Source organism: Patulibacter sp. SYSU D01012 (assembly GCF_017916475.1).
In the GTDB taxonomy this organism is placed as follows: domain Bacteria; phylum Actinomycetota; class Thermoleophilia; order Solirubrobacterales; family Solirubrobacteraceae; genus Patulibacter.
The window spans coordinates 363,157-378,263 of record NZ_JAFMTB010000003.1; the positions used below are offsets into that span (position 1 = coordinate 363,157).

General features: G+C 77.6%; 15 protein-coding genes. 6 read left to right on the forward strand and 9 right to left on the reverse strand.

Translation table 11 applies throughout. The annotated features are described in order from the left end of the window. The first annotated feature begins 71 nt into the window (after positions 1-71). The 4 genes from J3P29_RS17575 to J3P29_RS17590 all read left to right on the forward strand — a co-directional run bounded on the left by J3P29_RS17575 (position 72) and on the right by J3P29_RS17590 (position 2,832). Complete coding sequence (locus J3P29_RS17575; protein ID WP_210495533.1) at positions 72-737, forward strand: HAD-IA family hydrolase; 666 nt, start codon at positions 72-74, stop codon at positions 735-737. 102 nt (positions 738-839) lie between these two features. After that, positions 840-1,667, forward strand: coding sequence for a thiazole synthase (locus J3P29_RS17580; RefSeq protein ID WP_210495535.1), 828 nt, complete (start codon positions 840-842; stop codon positions 1,665-1,667). Between the two features lie 2 nt (positions 1,668-1,669). Continuing rightward, positions 1,670-2,335 (forward strand): TRIC cation channel family protein, encoded by a 666-nt coding sequence (locus J3P29_RS17585; protein WP_210495536.1) that lies wholly within the window; start codon positions 1,670-1,672, stop codon positions 2,333-2,335. Between the two features lie 8 nt (positions 2,336-2,343). Further along, positions 2,344-2,832 carry an ester cyclase gene (locus J3P29_RS17590; RefSeq protein ID WP_210495537.1) on the forward strand — a complete coding sequence of 163 codons (489 nt, stop codon included), beginning with the start codon at positions 2,344-2,346 and terminating at the stop codon, positions 2,830-2,832. 17 nt (positions 2,833-2,849) lie between these two features. Here the strand turns inward: J3P29_RS17590 and J3P29_RS17595 are convergent, their stop codons facing one another. Then, positions 2,850-3,656: an endonuclease/exonuclease/phosphatase family protein gene (locus tag J3P29_RS17595; RefSeq protein WP_210495538.1), complete on the reverse strand. Its 807-nt coding sequence runs from the start codon at positions 3,654-3,656 to the stop codon at positions 2,850-2,852. A gap of 470 nt (positions 3,657-4,126) precedes the next feature. Between J3P29_RS17595 and rlmD the strand changes: the two genes are divergently transcribed. Further along, positions 4,127-5,722 carry a 23S rRNA (uracil(1939)-C(5))-methyltransferase RlmD gene (rlmD, locus tag J3P29_RS17600; RefSeq protein ID WP_246852271.1) on the forward strand — a complete coding sequence of 532 codons (1,596 nt, stop codon included), beginning with the start codon at positions 4,127-4,129 and terminating at the stop codon, positions 5,720-5,722. A gap of 121 nt (positions 5,723-5,843) precedes the next feature. Here the strand turns inward: rlmD and J3P29_RS20520 are convergent, their stop codons facing one another. From J3P29_RS20520 to J3P29_RS17615, 3 genes are all read right to left on the reverse strand, one after another. Beyond that, a complete protein-coding gene (locus tag J3P29_RS20520) occupies positions 5,844-6,341 on the reverse strand; it encodes a MarR family transcriptional regulator (RefSeq protein WP_210495540.1) in 498 nt (165 codons plus the stop codon). 98 nt (positions 6,342-6,439) lie between these two features. After that, complete coding sequence (locus J3P29_RS17610; RefSeq protein WP_210495541.1) at positions 6,440-7,468, reverse strand: hypothetical protein; 1,029 nt, start codon at positions 7,466-7,468, stop codon at positions 6,440-6,442. Then, complete coding sequence (locus J3P29_RS17615; RefSeq protein ID WP_210495543.1) at positions 7,465-7,755, reverse strand: helix-turn-helix transcriptional regulator; 291 nt, start codon at positions 7,753-7,755, stop codon at positions 7,465-7,467. Before J3P29_RS17615 ends, J3P29_RS17610 begins: the two co-directional genes overlap by 4 nt. 166 nt (positions 7,756-7,921) lie before the next feature. Between J3P29_RS17615 and J3P29_RS17620 the strand changes: the two genes are divergently transcribed. Then, positions 7,922-8,881, forward strand: coding sequence for a zinc-binding dehydrogenase (locus J3P29_RS17620; protein ID WP_210495544.1), 960 nt, complete (start codon positions 7,922-7,924; stop codon positions 8,879-8,881). A gap of 113 nt (positions 8,882-8,994) precedes the next feature. Here the strand turns inward: J3P29_RS17620 and J3P29_RS17625 are convergent, their stop codons facing one another. From J3P29_RS17625 to J3P29_RS17645, 5 genes are all read right to left on the reverse strand, one after another. Then, positions 8,995-9,714, reverse strand: coding sequence for a hypothetical protein (locus J3P29_RS17625; RefSeq protein ID WP_210495545.1), 720 nt, complete (start codon positions 9,712-9,714; stop codon positions 8,995-8,997). After that, entirely contained in the window at positions 9,711-10,307 is a 597-nt protein-coding gene (locus tag J3P29_RS17630; RefSeq protein WP_210495546.1) for a uracil-DNA glycosylase family protein, read from the reverse strand. The genes J3P29_RS17625 and J3P29_RS17630 overlap by 4 nt, the downstream gene beginning before the upstream one ends. A 158-nt stretch (positions 10,308-10,465) precedes the next feature. Further along, complete coding sequence (locus tag J3P29_RS17635) at positions 10,466-11,260, reverse strand: phosphatase PAP2 family protein (protein ID WP_210495548.1); 795 nt, start codon at positions 11,258-11,260, stop codon at positions 10,466-10,468. Between the two features lie 38 nt (positions 11,261-11,298). Continuing rightward, entirely contained in the window at positions 11,299-12,993 is a 1,695-nt protein-coding gene (locus tag J3P29_RS17640; RefSeq protein ID WP_210495549.1) for a hypothetical protein, read from the reverse strand. 2 nt (positions 12,994-12,995) lie between these two features. Beyond that, positions 12,996-15,062, reverse strand: a complete 2,067-nt coding sequence (locus J3P29_RS17645; protein WP_210495551.1) for a CehA/McbA family metallohydrolase — start codon at positions 15,060-15,062, stop codon at positions 12,996-12,998. Between the last annotated feature and the right edge of the window lie 45 nt (positions 15,063-15,107).

Below are 15,107 nucleotides of genomic sequence, written 5' to 3' on the forward strand. Positions count from 1 at the left end.
CGTGGTCGGGCGGGCGCGCGGGACGGCGCGGCGGCGGGGAGGGACCCGCCGTCGTGCAGGATGATGCTCCGATGGGCGGCGATCCGGCGATCCGCGGACTGACGATCGACGCGATGGGCTGCCTGGTGACGCTGGAGGACCCGGTGCCGGCGCTCGAGGCCCTGCTCGTGCGGCGCGGCGCTCCCCGCGGACGCGCCGCGATCGCCGCGGCGCTGCGGCACGAGATCGCGTTCTACAAGGCGCACCACGTGCGCGCGCGGGACGACGCAGCCCTGCGGGCCCTGCAGCGGGCGTGCGCCGAGCTGGTGGCGCGCGAGCTGGACCTGCGGCTGCTCCCCGGCGCGGACCCGGGCGCCGTCGACGACGCGTTCGTCGACGGCTTCCTCGCGTGCCTGGAGTTCACGGTCCTGCCGGGGGTGCCCGCGGCGCTGACGGCCGTCCGCGACGCCGGCCTGCCGATGGTCTGCGTGTCCAACTGGGACCGCGGCCTGCCGGCGCACCTGGAGCGTCTGGGGCTGGCCGGGTTCTTCCGCGCCGTCGTCACGTCGGGGGCGGTCGGCGCGGCGAAGCCCGACCCGGCGATCTTCGCGCCCGCGCTCGACGCGCTCGGCCTGCCCCCGTCGGCCGTCGCGCACCTGGGCGACGAGGCCGTCGACCGCGACGGCGCGGCGGCGGCGGGCCTGGCGTACCTGGAGCCGCCGGTGGCGACGCTGCCGGAGCGGCTGGGCCTGCGCTGACGCCGACGCCGGGCGGTGGGCTCCGCCCCGTCGTGCGCCACCCCGCCCCGGCCCGCCCCGTCCGCGCCGGGCGCAGGCGCGTCCGGCGGCTACGCTCCGTCCATGGACGCCGCCGGTGCCGCCACCGCCCCGCCCGACCGCCTGGCCCCGGCCGCCGACCCGCTGACGATCGCCGGCCGCACGTTCGCCTCGCGCCTGCTGCTCGGCACGGGCGGGTTCACGCGGATGGGGACGCTCGAGGACGCGGTGCGGATCTCGGGCACCGAGCTCGTCACCCTCGCGCTCCGCCGCGCCGGCTCGGGCGCCAGCGACGTCGAGGGCTCGCTCGTCGACGCGCTCGGCCGCTGCGGCGTCGACCTGCTGCCGAACACCGCCGGCTGCTTCACCGCCCGCGACGCGGTCCTGACGGCGCAGCTGGCCCGCGAGGCGTTCGGCACGGACTGGGTCAAGCTCGAGGTCGTCGGCGACGACCGCACGCTGCTGCCCGACGCCGTCGAGCTGCTCGACGCCGCGGAGCGCCTGGTGGCCGACGGCTTCGTCGTCCTGCCGTACACGAACGACGACCCGATCCTGGCGCGCCGCCTGGAGGACGTGGGCTGCGCGGCGGTGATGCCGCTCGGCGCCCCGATCGGCTCGGGCCTGGGCATCCGCAACCCGCACAACATCGAGCTGATCGTCGAGCGCGCCGGCGTGCCCGTCGTCCTCGACGCCGGGATCGGGACGGCCTCCGAGGCCGCGCTCGCGATGGAGCTGGGCTGCGACGCCGTCCTCTGCGCCACCGCGATCAGCCGGGCGGAGGACCCGCTCGCGATGGCCGCCGCGATCCGCGCCGGCGTCGAGGGCGGGCGCCTGGCCCGCCGCGCCGGCCGCATCCCGCGCCGCACCCACGCGCTGCCGTCCACCCCCGTCGCCGGCACGCCAGAGCTCTGAGCGTGGGCGCCGCGCACCACGTCTCCGTCAGCCTGCCCCTCGGGATCGACCTGGCGGCGGTCATCGTCGGCTCGCTCTTCGGGGCGCTCGTGGCCGTGCGCCGCGACCTCGACGCGCTCGGGACGATCGGGCTGGCCGTGTGCGGCGGCCTGGGCGGCGGCGTCGTCCGCGACCTGCTGCTCAACGTCATGCCGGTCGCGCTGACGAAGGGCTCCTACCTGCCCGTCGCCGTGGGCACCGGCGTCTTCGCGCTCGTCATCCACCCGTACGCCGAGCACCTGGACGACCTGCTGGACGTCGCGGACGCGTTCGCGCTGGGGCTGTTCGCCGTGGTCGGGGCGTCGAAGGCGCTCGACCTGGGGCTCGCGGCGGTGCCGAGCGCCGCCGTCGGCGTCATCGCCGCCACCGCCGGCGGGGTGCTGACCGACCTGCTGAGCGGGCGGCGGCCGTACATCTTCGGCCCCGGGCCGGTCTACGGACTGGCGGCCGCGGCGGGCAGCGCCACGTTCGTGGCGGTGCAGGCCCTCGCCGACTCGATCGGGGTCGGGCTGGCGGCGGCGGTCGTCGTCACGGTGGCCCTGCGGCTGCTGGCGGTGCACCGCGGGCTGAGCACGTCGCCGGCCGCGCGGCGCCGCAGGCGACGCGCCGGGACCGACCGCGCGCGATGATGCGGGGCATGGAGATCGACGGCGACGCGCTCCTCTCCCGGGTCATCCGCACCATCGGCGGCCGCGACCGGGACGCGGTCGCGGCGCTCGTCACGCACGACGTCCACTACGAGGACGTGTTCGCCGACGCGCCGCTCCTCGGGCCCGACCGGCTGGCCGACCACCTGGCGGTCCTGTGGACGGCGTTCCCCGACGCCCGGATCGAGTCCACGGGGCCCCTGCTCCACGACGGGGACCGCATCGTCGCGCTGCCGCTGCGCCTGGTCGGCAACCACCTGGGGCCGCTCGGCGGCGTGCCGGCCAGCGAGCGCTTCCTCAACCTGCACGGGATGCTCGTGCTGGAGCTCGACGCCGCGGCGCGGCGCGTGCACCGCGCGCGGCTGTTCACCGATCGCTACGGCGCCGCGGTGCAGCTGGGCGTGCTGCCCGAGGCCGGGTCGATGGGCGACCGCGCCGTCCGCGCGATCCAGGGCTTCGGCCTGCTCTGGGGCCGCTGAGGCGCGGGACGCCGGGGCTAGCCGTCGGCCCGTCGCACGGCCACGACCAGCGCCGCGTGGTCGGAGAGCGCGCCGCGCGGGGGACGCTGCGAGTCGGCCGCCGCCGCCAGGCCCCGCCCCACCACGTGGTCGGGCCCGGACGACGCGATCCGCCGCCAGCCCGGGGGCAGCCCGACCTCGACCGCGGACCGCGGCAGGTTCAGGTCGCCGCCGAGCAGCAGCGGCGGACCTTCGGGCCCGGTCGTGGGGCGCGCCGCGCCGCCGGGGTCCGCGGGCGGCCGCGGCCGCGTCGCCCCGTCGGCCGCCGCCCACGCGGCGAGCCGCTCGGCGCTCAGCGCCAGGTCGGCGAGCGGCCGGCGCAGGCCCGGGCCGTCGTCCCACGCGCCCTTCTGCGCGTGGACGTCGCCGGCCCACGCCCCGTCGAGCGGGCCGCCCGCGGGGTCGTGCAGCCGCACGGCGTGGACGACGCGCCGCTCGGGCCAGGTCCGCAGGCGCCGCCGGCCGTGCGCGACCACCCGCAGGCCGCCGCGCACGAGGATGGCGTTGGCGCCGCCGCCGTTGCTGCGCGCCACGTCCGGGGCCCGCCGCGCGATCGCCCGGCGCACCGGCAGGACGGCGTTGCGCGACGTGCGCGCGCTCACGGCGTCGGCGCCCGCCGCGCGCGCCAGCAGCGGCGGCCACCAGGGCGGGACCTCCTGCAGCAGCGCCACGTCCCACGGCCAGGCCGCCAGGGTGGCCGCGAACTCGTGCAGCAGCGGGCGTCCCGCCGGCGGGACCGCCCGGCCGTGGAAGAGGTTCCAGGTGAGGACCCGCGCGGGCGCCATGCCTCGCCGGTGCCCGGTCGCGGGCGCCGCCACGCACGGCAGGGCCCACCGGCCCACGTGGGGCCCGGAGCGCGAGGCTCCGAGCCCCACGCTCGCGCATCCCTCAATACGCGGGGGGCACGGGGTGGTTCCCTCGTCGCCTCCCGGCCCTCACACCGGGGGTGACGTCGTGATCGGGGGAAGTGCTGTGGCGGTGTCGGGGGCGCCCCGTCGCGGGCGGCCTGGCCCGGCACGGTCGCGGGACCGACGGGCCGCCGGGGCGCGGCGGACGTGCTGGCCGGGAGTTTGGTCGCCCAAAACTCCGACGGCCGTGCCAACGCTACCGGACCGGCCCGGCGACTGCCAACGATTTCTTCACGAACGCCCCGGCCGGGGGCGGCGGCGCGGACGGAGGGACGGTTGACCTGCGGGCGTCCGTCTGCAGCCCCGCCCTCCGACGGGGCGCGGGGCGTTCGTGGCACCCTTGACGGATGCCCGACGAGACGCCTCGCATCGATCCCGCCACCGCCGCGGACGCCTCGTCGAGCGACGGCGCCGGCCCGGACGCGTCGCCGGAGCAGTCGGGGGCCGCGAGCGACGCCGCCGTCGCCGAGGTGACGGGCGCCGCGCAGGAGCCCGACGCGGACGGCGCGGCCGAGGCCGTCGCCGCCGGCGCCCCGGCGCCCGACGCCGCCGACCCCGGCAACCGCCCCAAGCGCCAGCGGCCGCCGCGCCCGCACCGCGGCGCGCAGCTCGAGCTGACCGTCGACGCCCTCGCCCACGGCGGCAACGGCGTCGCGCGGACCGAGGGCGGCTGGGTCGTCTTCGTCCGCGGCGGCATCCCGGGCGACCGCGTCCGCGCGATCGTCACGAAGCGCAAGCGCGACTACGGCGAGGCGATCATCGAGGAGGTCCTCGACCCCTCGCCCGAGCGCATCGCGCCCGTCGCCGACCACCCCGGCGCCCCCTGGCAGGTGCTGCCGTACGAGCGGCAGCTCGAGATCAAGGCCGAGCAGGTCGAGGACGCGCTGCGCCGCCTGGGCGGCCACACCGACGTCGAGATCGAGCCGATCGTCCCGTCCGAGCAGCTGTGGCGGTACCGCAACAAGCTCGAGTACTCCTTCGGCGAGCGCGCGGACGGCACCCTGCAGCTGGGCTTCCACGCCGCCGGCTCGTGGCAGCGCATCGAGCACATCGAGGACTGCCTGCTGGCGACCGAGGTCGGCAACGAGGTCCGCAACGCCGTCTACGCCTGGTGCGTCGCGGAGGGCCTGTCGTCCTTCGACCGCAAGCTCCACCAGGGGTTCCTGCGCAACCTGGTGGTGCGCGAGGGCTTCCGCACCGGCGAGATCCAGGTGCGGCTGGTCACGAGCCGCGGCGAGTTCGACGCGATGGGCCTGTCGAACCACCTCGCCGAGCACGTCAGCCGGCCGATCACCGGGCTGCTGTGGACCCAGATGGACGCCGTGGGCGAGACGACGCAGGGGGGCGAGACCGAGCTGATCTCGGGCGAGCCGGTCATCCACGAGGAGCTCTGCGACATCCGCCTGAAGATCAGCCCCGAGGGCTTCTTCCAGACGAACACGGTGATGGCCGAGCGGCTCTACCGCTTGGCCGCCGAGTACGCCGAGCTCGAGGGCTGGGAGCGCCTGTTCGACCTGTACTGCGGCTCGGGGTCGCTCGGTCTGACGATGGCGTCGCGCGCCGGCGAGCTGATCGGCGTGGAGATCGTCCCCGAGTCGATCCGCGACGCCGTGCAGAACGCGCAGCTCAACGACGTCCGCAACGCGAAGTTCCTCGCCTCGGACGCCCGCACCGGGCTGCCCGACGCGATCGAGCTGGCGGGGCGGCCCGACGTGCTGATCGTCGACCCGCCGCGCGCCGGCCTGGGGCCGCGCGTGTGCCGGCGCATCGTCGAGGCCGCGCCGAAGCGGATCGTCTACGTGTCGTGCAACCCGACCACGCTCGCGCCCGACGCCGCCCGCATCGTCGAGGGCGGCTACGTGCTGCGCAAGGTGCGGCCGGTCGACCTGTTCCCGCAGACGCCCCACGTGGAGTGCGTCGCGGTGCTCGACCGGGTCGCCTAGCCGCGCCGGCGGGAGGGTGTACCGCGGGGCGGCGAGGCGCGGAGGCGCTGCGGTGCCGGGTGCGGCGGCGGTGCCGGGCGCGGCGGGGCGGAACGCCCGACGCCGCGGGGCGGCCGCCGGGTCAGTCGCGCGGCGGGGCGGCCTCGACGGCCGACGGCCCCGACCCGGCCGCGATCGCCAGCGACGCGTTCAGGCGGTCGATGAGCCCGGCGAGCAGCTCGACGTCGTCGTGGTCCCAGTCCTCCAGGCGCTGGGCCAGGTAGGCGATGCGCGCGCGGCGGACGAGCTGGCGCTCGCGGCGCCCGCTCTCCGTGATCGTCACGAGCGTGGCGCGCCGGTCCTCGGTCGAGCGCTGCCGCTCGACGAAGCCGCGGCGCTCGAGCGGCGCGATCTGCCGGGTGACCGTCGACGCGTCCAGGTCGAAGGCCGCCGCGATCTGGCTCATCGTCTGCTGCCCGCGGTTCTCGAGCAGCGCCAGCAGCAGGTACCCCGAGCGGTCGAGCGGCGAGCGGGTGTCGTCCAGCGCCGCGACCCGCACCCGCTCCGAGCGCCGCGCCAGGATGGCGAGCTCGAGCTGCAGGTGGTCGTAGGGGTCGTGCGTCGTCGTCGGCTCCGGCACGACGCCGAGCGTACCCGACTGCACGATGCAAGGGAGTGCCGGCGAGCGGCGACGCGCCAAGGTCGGACGGGTCTCGTAACGGCCGGCCCCCGCGGCGCCTACGGGCAGAGGCGCGCCCCGCGCTCGCCCATGCGCGTCGCCCACTCCCGCGCCTCGGCGCCGCGGATCCGCCGGCCCTGGCCGTCGCGCACCAGGAAGCAGCGGCGGCGCTCGCCGGCCGGGCCGATCCGGCGGACCACGTAGTCGCCCTCGGCGGCCGGCTCGCTGCGGAGCGTGACGGTGCCCGTCTCCTCGTCCCCCGAGCCGCCGGACGTGGAGGCCCCGCTCAGTCCGAGCACCAGCAGGCAGACGACGAGCAGCAGCACGGTGGCGATCGGCCAGGTGGACAGCAGCGCCCGCCCGATCCGCCGGCCCTCGCGCCGGGCGCGGAGGGCGCCGACCACGCACGCCAGCAGCAGGAACGGCGTCACGCCGAGCGCCATCTCGGCCCCGGGGCTGTCGTCCGGGCGGGTGGCGCTGAGCGCGGCGCCGGCCACGAGGACCAGGGCGAGCAGCGCGTCTCGGGCGCCCTCGCTCAGCACGGGGCGGACGTCGTCCTCGTCCGGCGCGGGGGCGTCGGGCTCGCGCCACGCGAGCGCGGCCGTCGGCAGGAAGACGGCCCACGCGAGGAACCACGCGGCCAGCTGGCGGAGCTGGTCGCCGGTCACGCGCAGCGCGCTCCCGTCGCCCGCCTCGCCGGGGGCGACGGCCGGGGGCAGCACGCTCGGGAGCGCCCACAGCGTGATGAGCACGACGGCGAGGAAGAGCACGAACGCGGTGCGGAACGCCCGGTGCCGCGCGGACAGCTCGCGCTCGTCCAGGCCGGCCTCGTCGTCGCCGCGCAGGCGGCCGAGCCGCCGCGTCCCGCGGCGCAGCAGCCCGAAGACGACGAAGAGCGCGATCGCGTACAGCACGCCCCGGGCGCCGGGGCCGTCCCGCACGACGAGGTCGTGCAGCGGGTCGCTGGCCGCCGTGCCGCCGAGCAGGAGGAGCATCGCGGCGAGCACGATCGTCCAGCGGCGGCGGCTCGCGCGGCTGCGCGGGGTCAGCTCGGTCCGCCAGGGATCCTCGGACGGGGCGGCGCTCATCGGTCCTGCTCCTGGGTCGGGGCGCCGGGCGCGCCGTACATCTGCTGGGACATGGGAGGGAAGGGCTCGCGGGCGAAGATCGCCTCGATCGGCAGGCCGAAGAACTCGGCCAGCCGGAACGCCAGGTCCAGGCTGGGCCGGTAGTCGCCGCGTTCGAGGTAGCCGACGGTCTGCGGGTTGACGCCGATCGCCGCGGCCAGGTCCTTCCGGGACAGCCCGCGCTCGGCCCGCAGGACCGGCAGCCGGTTGTGCAGCGGCTGCTCCTCGGTGCGTGGCTTGCGTCCCATCGGGGCATGAATCTAGACGAGTTGTTGTATTCCCGCAACGTCTTGTCGGGTGTCTTGCGTGAGGGTGGCGTCCCCCGGCGGGCCGCGGCGCCCGGGGCGCCGCGCCGACGGCCGGCCGATCCCGCGTCTCGGTGGGCCCACCGGCGGCGCCGGGTACGGTCCCTCCATGCGTGCCGCGACCATCAGGGACGGCGAGATCGTCGTCGCCGACCATCCCGATCCCACGCCCGGCCACGGCGAGGTGCTCGTCCGCGTGCGAGCGGCGGGGCTCAACGGGGCCGACCTGCTGCAGAAGCAGGGCGGCTACCCGGCGCCGCCCGGCAGCCCGCCCGACATCCCCGGGCTGGAGTTCGCCGGCGAGGTCGTGGAGGTGGGCCCCGCCGCCGAGCGGTTCGCCGCGGGCGACGCGGTGGCGGGCATCGTCGGCGGCGGGGGACAGGCCGAGCTGCTGGTCGTGCACGAGCGGCAGATCACGCCGCTGCCCGAGGGACTGGACTGGCCCGAGGCGGGCGGCTTCTCCGAGGTGTTCACCACCGCCCACGACGCCCTGGCCACGCAGGCCGGGCTGCGTCCCGGCGAGCGGCTGCTCGTGCACGGCGGCGCGGGCGGCGTCGGCACTGCGGCCGTGCAGATCGGACGGGCGTTCGGGGCGCACGTGACGGCCACCGTCCGCAACGCCGAGCTGCGCAACCGCGTCGCGGCGCTCGGGGCGCACGAGGTGCTCGACCCCGCGGCCTTCGCGGCCAAGGACGGGCCCGACCTCGAGCCGTACGACGTCGTGCTCGAGCTCGTCGGCGCGCCGAACATGGGGGCCAACCTGCGCCGCCTGGCGACCGGCGGGCGGATCGCCGTGATCGGCGTCGGCGCCGGCCTGAAGGCCGAGGTCAACCTGCTCGCGCTGATGAACAAGCGCGCGAGCGTCATGGGGTCGACGCTGCGCGCCCGCCCGCTCGAGGGCAAGGCCGCGGCGGCGCGGGCGGTCGAGCGCGAGCTGCTGCCGCTCGTGGCCCGCGGCGACCTGCGCGTGCCGATCGCCGCCACCTACCCGCTCGACGCGGCCGCCGACGCGTACGCGCGCTTCGCGGCCGGCGGCAAGCTCGGCAAGGTCGTGCTGGAGATCGGCTGACCGGGGCGGCGCGGCTGGGCGGTGGGGACGAGCCGGCCGGCGTCCACGCCCACGCCCACGCCCACGTCGGCGCGGCGCCGGCGCCGCGCCGACCGAGCCGGCGCCCAGGGCCGTCAGCCGCGCTCGAGGCCGCCGGCCCGCCACCACGCCGGCAGGCGGTCGGCGACGCCGAGCAGGAAGCCCGCCGCGACGAACGCCGTCGCCGGCATCGCCCGGTCGGTCGCCCACTCCAGGACGTAGGCGGCGACGAGGCCGGCGGCCATCCCGGCGCACGCGCCCCACGGCCGCAGCCGCTCGCGGACGGCGGACGCCTGCAGCGCCGCGAGGAACAGCACCGTCGCGATCGACAGCTGCCCCGCGGCGGTCTGTGCGCTCCACGACGGCAGCTCGAGGACGAGCGGGTCGCCCGGCGGGAGCGGCTGGGGCCACGTGCGGATCACGCTCGACGTGAGCGTCGTCGCGGCGTCGATGGTCCCGAGCACGAGCGGCAGCCCCAGGACGAACGCGCCCAGGTCGAAGACGCGGGCGAACGCCAGGCCCAGACCTATGGCGAGGAGCACCTCGGCGACCGTCCCGGCGCCACGCGCGTCGAGGGCCGTGGTCAGGACGGTCAGGACGGCGCCGACGGCCACGAGGGCCGCGACGCCGGGCGTCGTCCGCACCCGGTCGGCGAGCAGCGCCGCCAGCGCCGCCAGCAGCAGCAGCGGCGGCAGCGCCGCGACGAGCGCCGCGCGCCCCGGCGGCTGCAGCTCGGGCAGCGCGGGCGCCGCCGTCACCAGGACGGCCAGGGCCGCGAGGACGGCGAGCGGGGCGGCGGCGCGGCGCGGGCTCAATACGGCGGCAGGCGGTCGTGCCAGGCGCCGAGCTCGCGGAAGGCGGTCCAGAACGCCTGCTTGGCGGTCAGCTCGTCGAGCGCGTCGTCGAGCGGCGGGGTGACGAGCGCCTGCGTCGCCGGCGTGAAGCGCTGGACGACGCCGGGCAGGTCGCGGACCGGCTCGGCGAGCGGCACGTCCAGGCCGTTGAGGACCTCGAGGGCGTCCGGCCCCATCACCACGACGATGCGCGGCTGGACGATCGCGAGCTCCTCCGCCAGGACGCGGGCGCCCTCGGCGGCGAGCTCGGGCCCGGCGCCCGGCCACTTGTCGCAGAGCGTCCCGTAGACGGTGGTCGGGTCGATGCCCAGGCGCGCCAGGCTCTTCAGCAGCGCGGAGCCGGTGCGGCCGTAGAAGGCGACGCCCTCCTCGGCCTCGGCGCGGGTGGCGTGGTGCTTGAGCAGCAGGACGTCGGCCTGTGGATGGCCGGACCCGACGACGGCCACGCCCTCGCCGTCCGGACGCGCGTCCTGCACGTCGTGGTTGAGGGCGTTGATCTCGCGGATCGCGCGCTCGAGGTACTTCTCGTGGATCTCGTCGTCGGTCACGGGCATCGCCGCGAGGTTTGGCCCGCGCGGGCCGCCGTCCTCGCGGATGCAGGGGGCGTTGCGGGCTGCAGCAATACATGCTGCACCACGCGGCGGGAAGGAGTTGCAGGATCGCCGCCGTCCGCGGGCGCGGAGGGCGGCGCGCCAGGCCGGCGGCGGAGCGCCTACGAGACGGCGCCGTCGGCGCCGGCGGGCTCGCGGCCGAACCGCCAGGCGTGCGGTCGCCGCTGGCCGAGCCAGCGCGCCACGAGCGCCGCGATGCCCACCGCGACGGCGCCGAGGATGCCGTCGATCAGGAAGTGGTTGCCGGTCGCCATCACGACGAACAGCACGACGAGCGGGTACAGCCCCCAGAAGATCCGCGTGATCCGGTGCTTCGACAGCCGCGCGAGCGGGATGCCGATCATCAGCGAGAAGCCGACGTGCATCGACGGCACCGCCGCGTACGGGTTGTAGAGGCGGTTGACCGTGTGGGTCTGGTCCGTCGGGTCGACGCCCGAGGCCGCCGCGACCGCGTCGTGGATCCCCAGGCCCGGCACCAGGCGCGGCGGGGCGGTGGGGAACAGCACGTAGCCCAGCAGCGCCAGGCACCACGCGCAGATGAACATGTTGCGCACGAACCCGAACGCCTGGTTGTGACGCAGGTAGATGTAGATCATCGCCCCGAACGTCACGGAGAACTGGGCGTTGACGTACATCAGGCTCGACGCGTCCATCAGCCCCGGCACGCTCGTCGCCGCGTGCTGGACGCTGCGCTCGATGTCGATGTGCAGGAGCCGCTCGGCCGAGACGATCCAGTCCGCGTTGGCGAACGCCCGGCTGGCGCCGAGCTGGTCGTTGATCAGCCCGCGCGTGTTCTGGTAGGCCGTGTACGCCGCGACGACGACGAGCAGCTGGATGACCGCGTCGAGGATCCCGTTGGGGAGGAAGCGGCGGCGGCGGGTGAGGACGTCGGGCATGGCGGGACGGGGTCGGGGCGACCCTCTCCGCGGGGCGGCTACCCGGAGCAGCCGGCCGGCGCGGCGCGTCGCCAGGGCACGGCGAGACCCGTGCCCACGTCCACGGTACCGCGAACCGCCGCCCGCATCCGTGTCCATCCTCCCGGAGCCTCGTGCAGGCAGACCCCGCGGGTCGCGCGCAGGTAGGGGCTCCAGCGGATCCGCAGGTCGACGGTGCCGGGGCGGGGGAGGGCGACGCGCAGGCCCCCGGGACGCATGCGGACGACGCGGGGAGGCGGCCCGCCGCGACCGTCCGTCCAGGCCGCGAGCGGCCGCGGGCGGTCGACGCGCCACAGGACGTAGTCCGGCGTGCGGCGGGCGAGCGTCAGCCCCGGCACGGCGCCGGCGCGCAGCAGCGCGACCTCGTCGCGGGACGCGGGGTCGGGCGTCGCGTCGGTCAGCGCCACCCAGCCGACGGCCTGGTCGTCGAGCCAGCGCCGGTACGCCGTGCCCGTCAGCGGGCCGTGGCGCAGGTCGTCGTAGAAGAGCGGGTTGCGGTCGCGGTCGAGCTGGCGCACCCAGCCGCGGGCGAGCGGCACGTCGTCCGGGATCCAGCGCGCCTCGCCGCGGCGGGCCGCGGGCGGCACCTCGACGCGGGTCGGCGCCGCGGCGACCCGGGCGCGCAGCTCGTCGGCGAGCGGGCGCCAGTGGGCGGCGTTGGCGCTCGGGTCCCCGTACGCCTGCGCCGCGTCGCGGACCGGCGGGTACCACTGCCAGTAGAGGAACGGCACGGCCAGGAGCGCGAGGGCGAGGGGCCGCCGGCCCCAGAGCGCGCCGGCCAGCAGCGGCCCGCCGGCCAGGGCGGCCAGCCGGGTGGCGTTGCCGCCCATCGGCGTCGGCAGCAGGCCGGACGCGAGGACCGCCGCCAGGTACAGCGCCGCGCCCGCCCGCAGCACGCGCTGGTCGCGGGGCAGGACGAGGACGCAGGCGGCGAGCGCCACGACCGCGGGCCACAGGGCGGAGGCGACGAACGGCTCGGTGCCGCCGGTGGGGAAGCCGAGCGCCAGGACGCAGGCGGCGACGAAGGCCGCGACCGTCAGGACGGCGGGCGTGCGCCGGGCGCCGCGCGGCGTCGCGACCGTCCACGCCGCGCCGGCCATCGCCAGGAAGAGGGCGGCGACGGGCGAGCCCAGCGCGGTGAGCGCCGCCCCGGCGACGACGGCGGCCGTGCGAGCGGGGGTGCGGGCGGCGGTGCCGCGGGGCGAGGGCGGGGCCGCCGGGGGCGCACGGTCGGGATCGGCGGCGGGGGCGGGCCGGCCGGCGGGTGGACGGCGTCCGGGGGCCGTGGCGACGACGAGCGTCCCGAGGCCGCAGGCGGCGCCGAGCAGGAAGGCGACGCGACCGGTGAACAGCAGCCCCCCGGCGCCGGCGGCGAACCACCACGCGGCGACCAGGCCCGGCGTCCCCGGCCAGGCGGCGCGCGCGAGCCGGCCGAACGCCCACGCGGCCGCCACGGCCGACAGCGCCCCGATGAGCGGCGCACCGAGGACCAGGCCGAGCACGGGCAGCAGCACGCTGTAGCCGGGCAGGTGGTGGCCGCCGAACCAGGACAGGTCGACGAGCCAGGCGCCGTCGCCGCCCAGCGGCACGCGGTGCGCCTGGGCGGCCAGGTCGGTCGTCGCGGGGGTGGCGAGCAGGAACGCGACGGCCAGCAGGACCGTCAGCGCCCACGGCGGGGGTAGGCGCCGCGGCACGCTCAGCCGCGCGTGGCCTTGCGCACCCGGTGCTCGCGGACGATGCGGCGGGCGGGGGCGGGGGTCGCGACGGTCTCGAGGAACTTGAGCGCCTGGACGTAGACGAGCGTGCCGGACTTCGTCCCGATCCGGGCCTGCGCGAGGGCGGCGAGGAACTCCTCCGGGCCGTCGAAGTCCGGCATCGTCACGCGCACGGAGCCGAGGCCCTGGGCGACGTGCGAGTCCGATCCGGCGCCGGCCACCATGCGGTACTTCGCGGCGAAGCGCGCCGCCTCCTCGTTGAAGGAGCCGATCGCCACGCGCGGGTTGAACACCTCGACGGCGTCGATGTCGTCGACGATGTCGAGCATGTGCTCGTAGTCCGGCACGGAGTGCATGCGGTCGAACGGGTGCGGCACGTACACCAGCCCGCCCTGGCGGCGGATGTCGGCGATCGCCTCCTGCAGCGTCACGCCCTTGGGGATCCGCTCCTGCAGGAACAGGCCGATGACCTCGCCCTGGTCGGCCGTCTTGACCTCTTCGCCGACGATGACCTTGACCCCGTACTCGGCCGCCTTCGCGGCCGCCTCGAAGGCGCCGGACACCTCGTTGTGGTCCGTCACCGCGATCGCGCCGAGGCCTTGCCGGCGCGCGGCGTCGAGCAGCACCTCGACCGGCGTGGCGCAGTCGCCGGAGTGGTCGGTGTGCATGTGCAGGTCGACGTCGATCCAGCGCCGCTCGCGCAGGCGCGCCACGAGGGCGGGATCGAAGCGGTCCGGGTCGTGGCGGCGGCCGCGCAGGGCGGCGTAGCGCTCCTGCACCCAGTCGGCGTAGGCGGTCCAGCCCCCGGGCGCGACGGGGTCCTCGCTCGCGGCGGCGCGCAGGTCGCCGCGCAGGCGGGGGTCGCGCAGCAGGCGCTCGAGCTGCGCGACGAGCACGTCGGCGTCGCCGGGCTCGAAGAGCAGCCCCCGCCGGCCGCCGTCGGTCAGCTCGTCGTGGACGTCGATGCGGCTGGCGACCGGGAGGACGCCGCGGTCGAGCGCCTCGACGAGCACGTGCGGGGCGGGTCGGGCGCCGTTCGACGCCAGGATCACGACGTCGGCGTCCGCCGGCAGCGCCCCGCCGGCCTGCACGCGCACGCGGTCGCGCAGCGCGGCGGGCAGGCCGACGGGCCCGGCGAGCAGCGCGTCCTCCTCCGGCGCCAGGACGGTGGCCCGCCACGGCAGCGCCGGATCCAGGCGCCGCAGCGCCCGCAGCGCCAGCCGGCGTGCGGGGCGCTCCTCGTCGAGCGGCACGACGACGTGCAGGGGCCGCGGGGCCGCGAGCGCGGTCGACGCGGCCGGGGCCGGGGCGGCGGAGGCGCCGGCGACCGTGGCCGCGCGGAGGCTGGCGCCGGCCGGGGACGGGGCCGGGGACGGGCCGGCGGGCGCGGCGGGCGCGGCGGCGCCCGGGCCGCGGCGGCCGGCGAGCGGGGACGGCGGCACCCGCGGCGTGTAGCCCGCCCCGATCGGGAAGGAGCGGGCGACCAGCGCGGCGGTGGCGGCGCTGGCCGTCAGGCGCTCGTCGAGCCGCCCGAGCAGCCGCTCGGAGCGCTTGCGTCGGACGCCGCCGCCGCTCGGGCTGCCCGAGCCCATGCCGGCGATGAACCGCTCGGCGGGCAGGTGGAAGGTGCCCACGTTCAGCGTCCGGCTGTGGCGCAGCGCGGCCGTGCACACGGACGGGCCGAACGGCTCGTGCACGTGGACGAGGTCGAACGGGATGGCGGTGAGGGCGTCCTCGACGGCGCGGGCGGCGTCGACGGCCAGGGTGGGCGCCCGGTCGACGCCGGGGATCGCGGGCAGCGCCTCGCCGACCGCGAGCACCACGGGGGGCGCGCCCGGCGCGGGCAACAGCGACGCCGGGTCCTCGGCCAGCCGGCGGCGGGTGTCCCCGACGCGCGCGTGCGTCCGTGACGCCGCCAGGACGGCGACCCGGTGCCCGCGGCCGGCCAGCTCGTCGGCGAGCCGCAGCACGTGCTGCGTGACGGGATGGTCCGCCTCGAGCGGGTACGGCGTGACCTGGGCGATCGCCAGCGACTCGACGGGGCGCACGCAAGCAGCATAGGCCGGTCGGCGGGCGGCGCGGCGGCGTGGCGC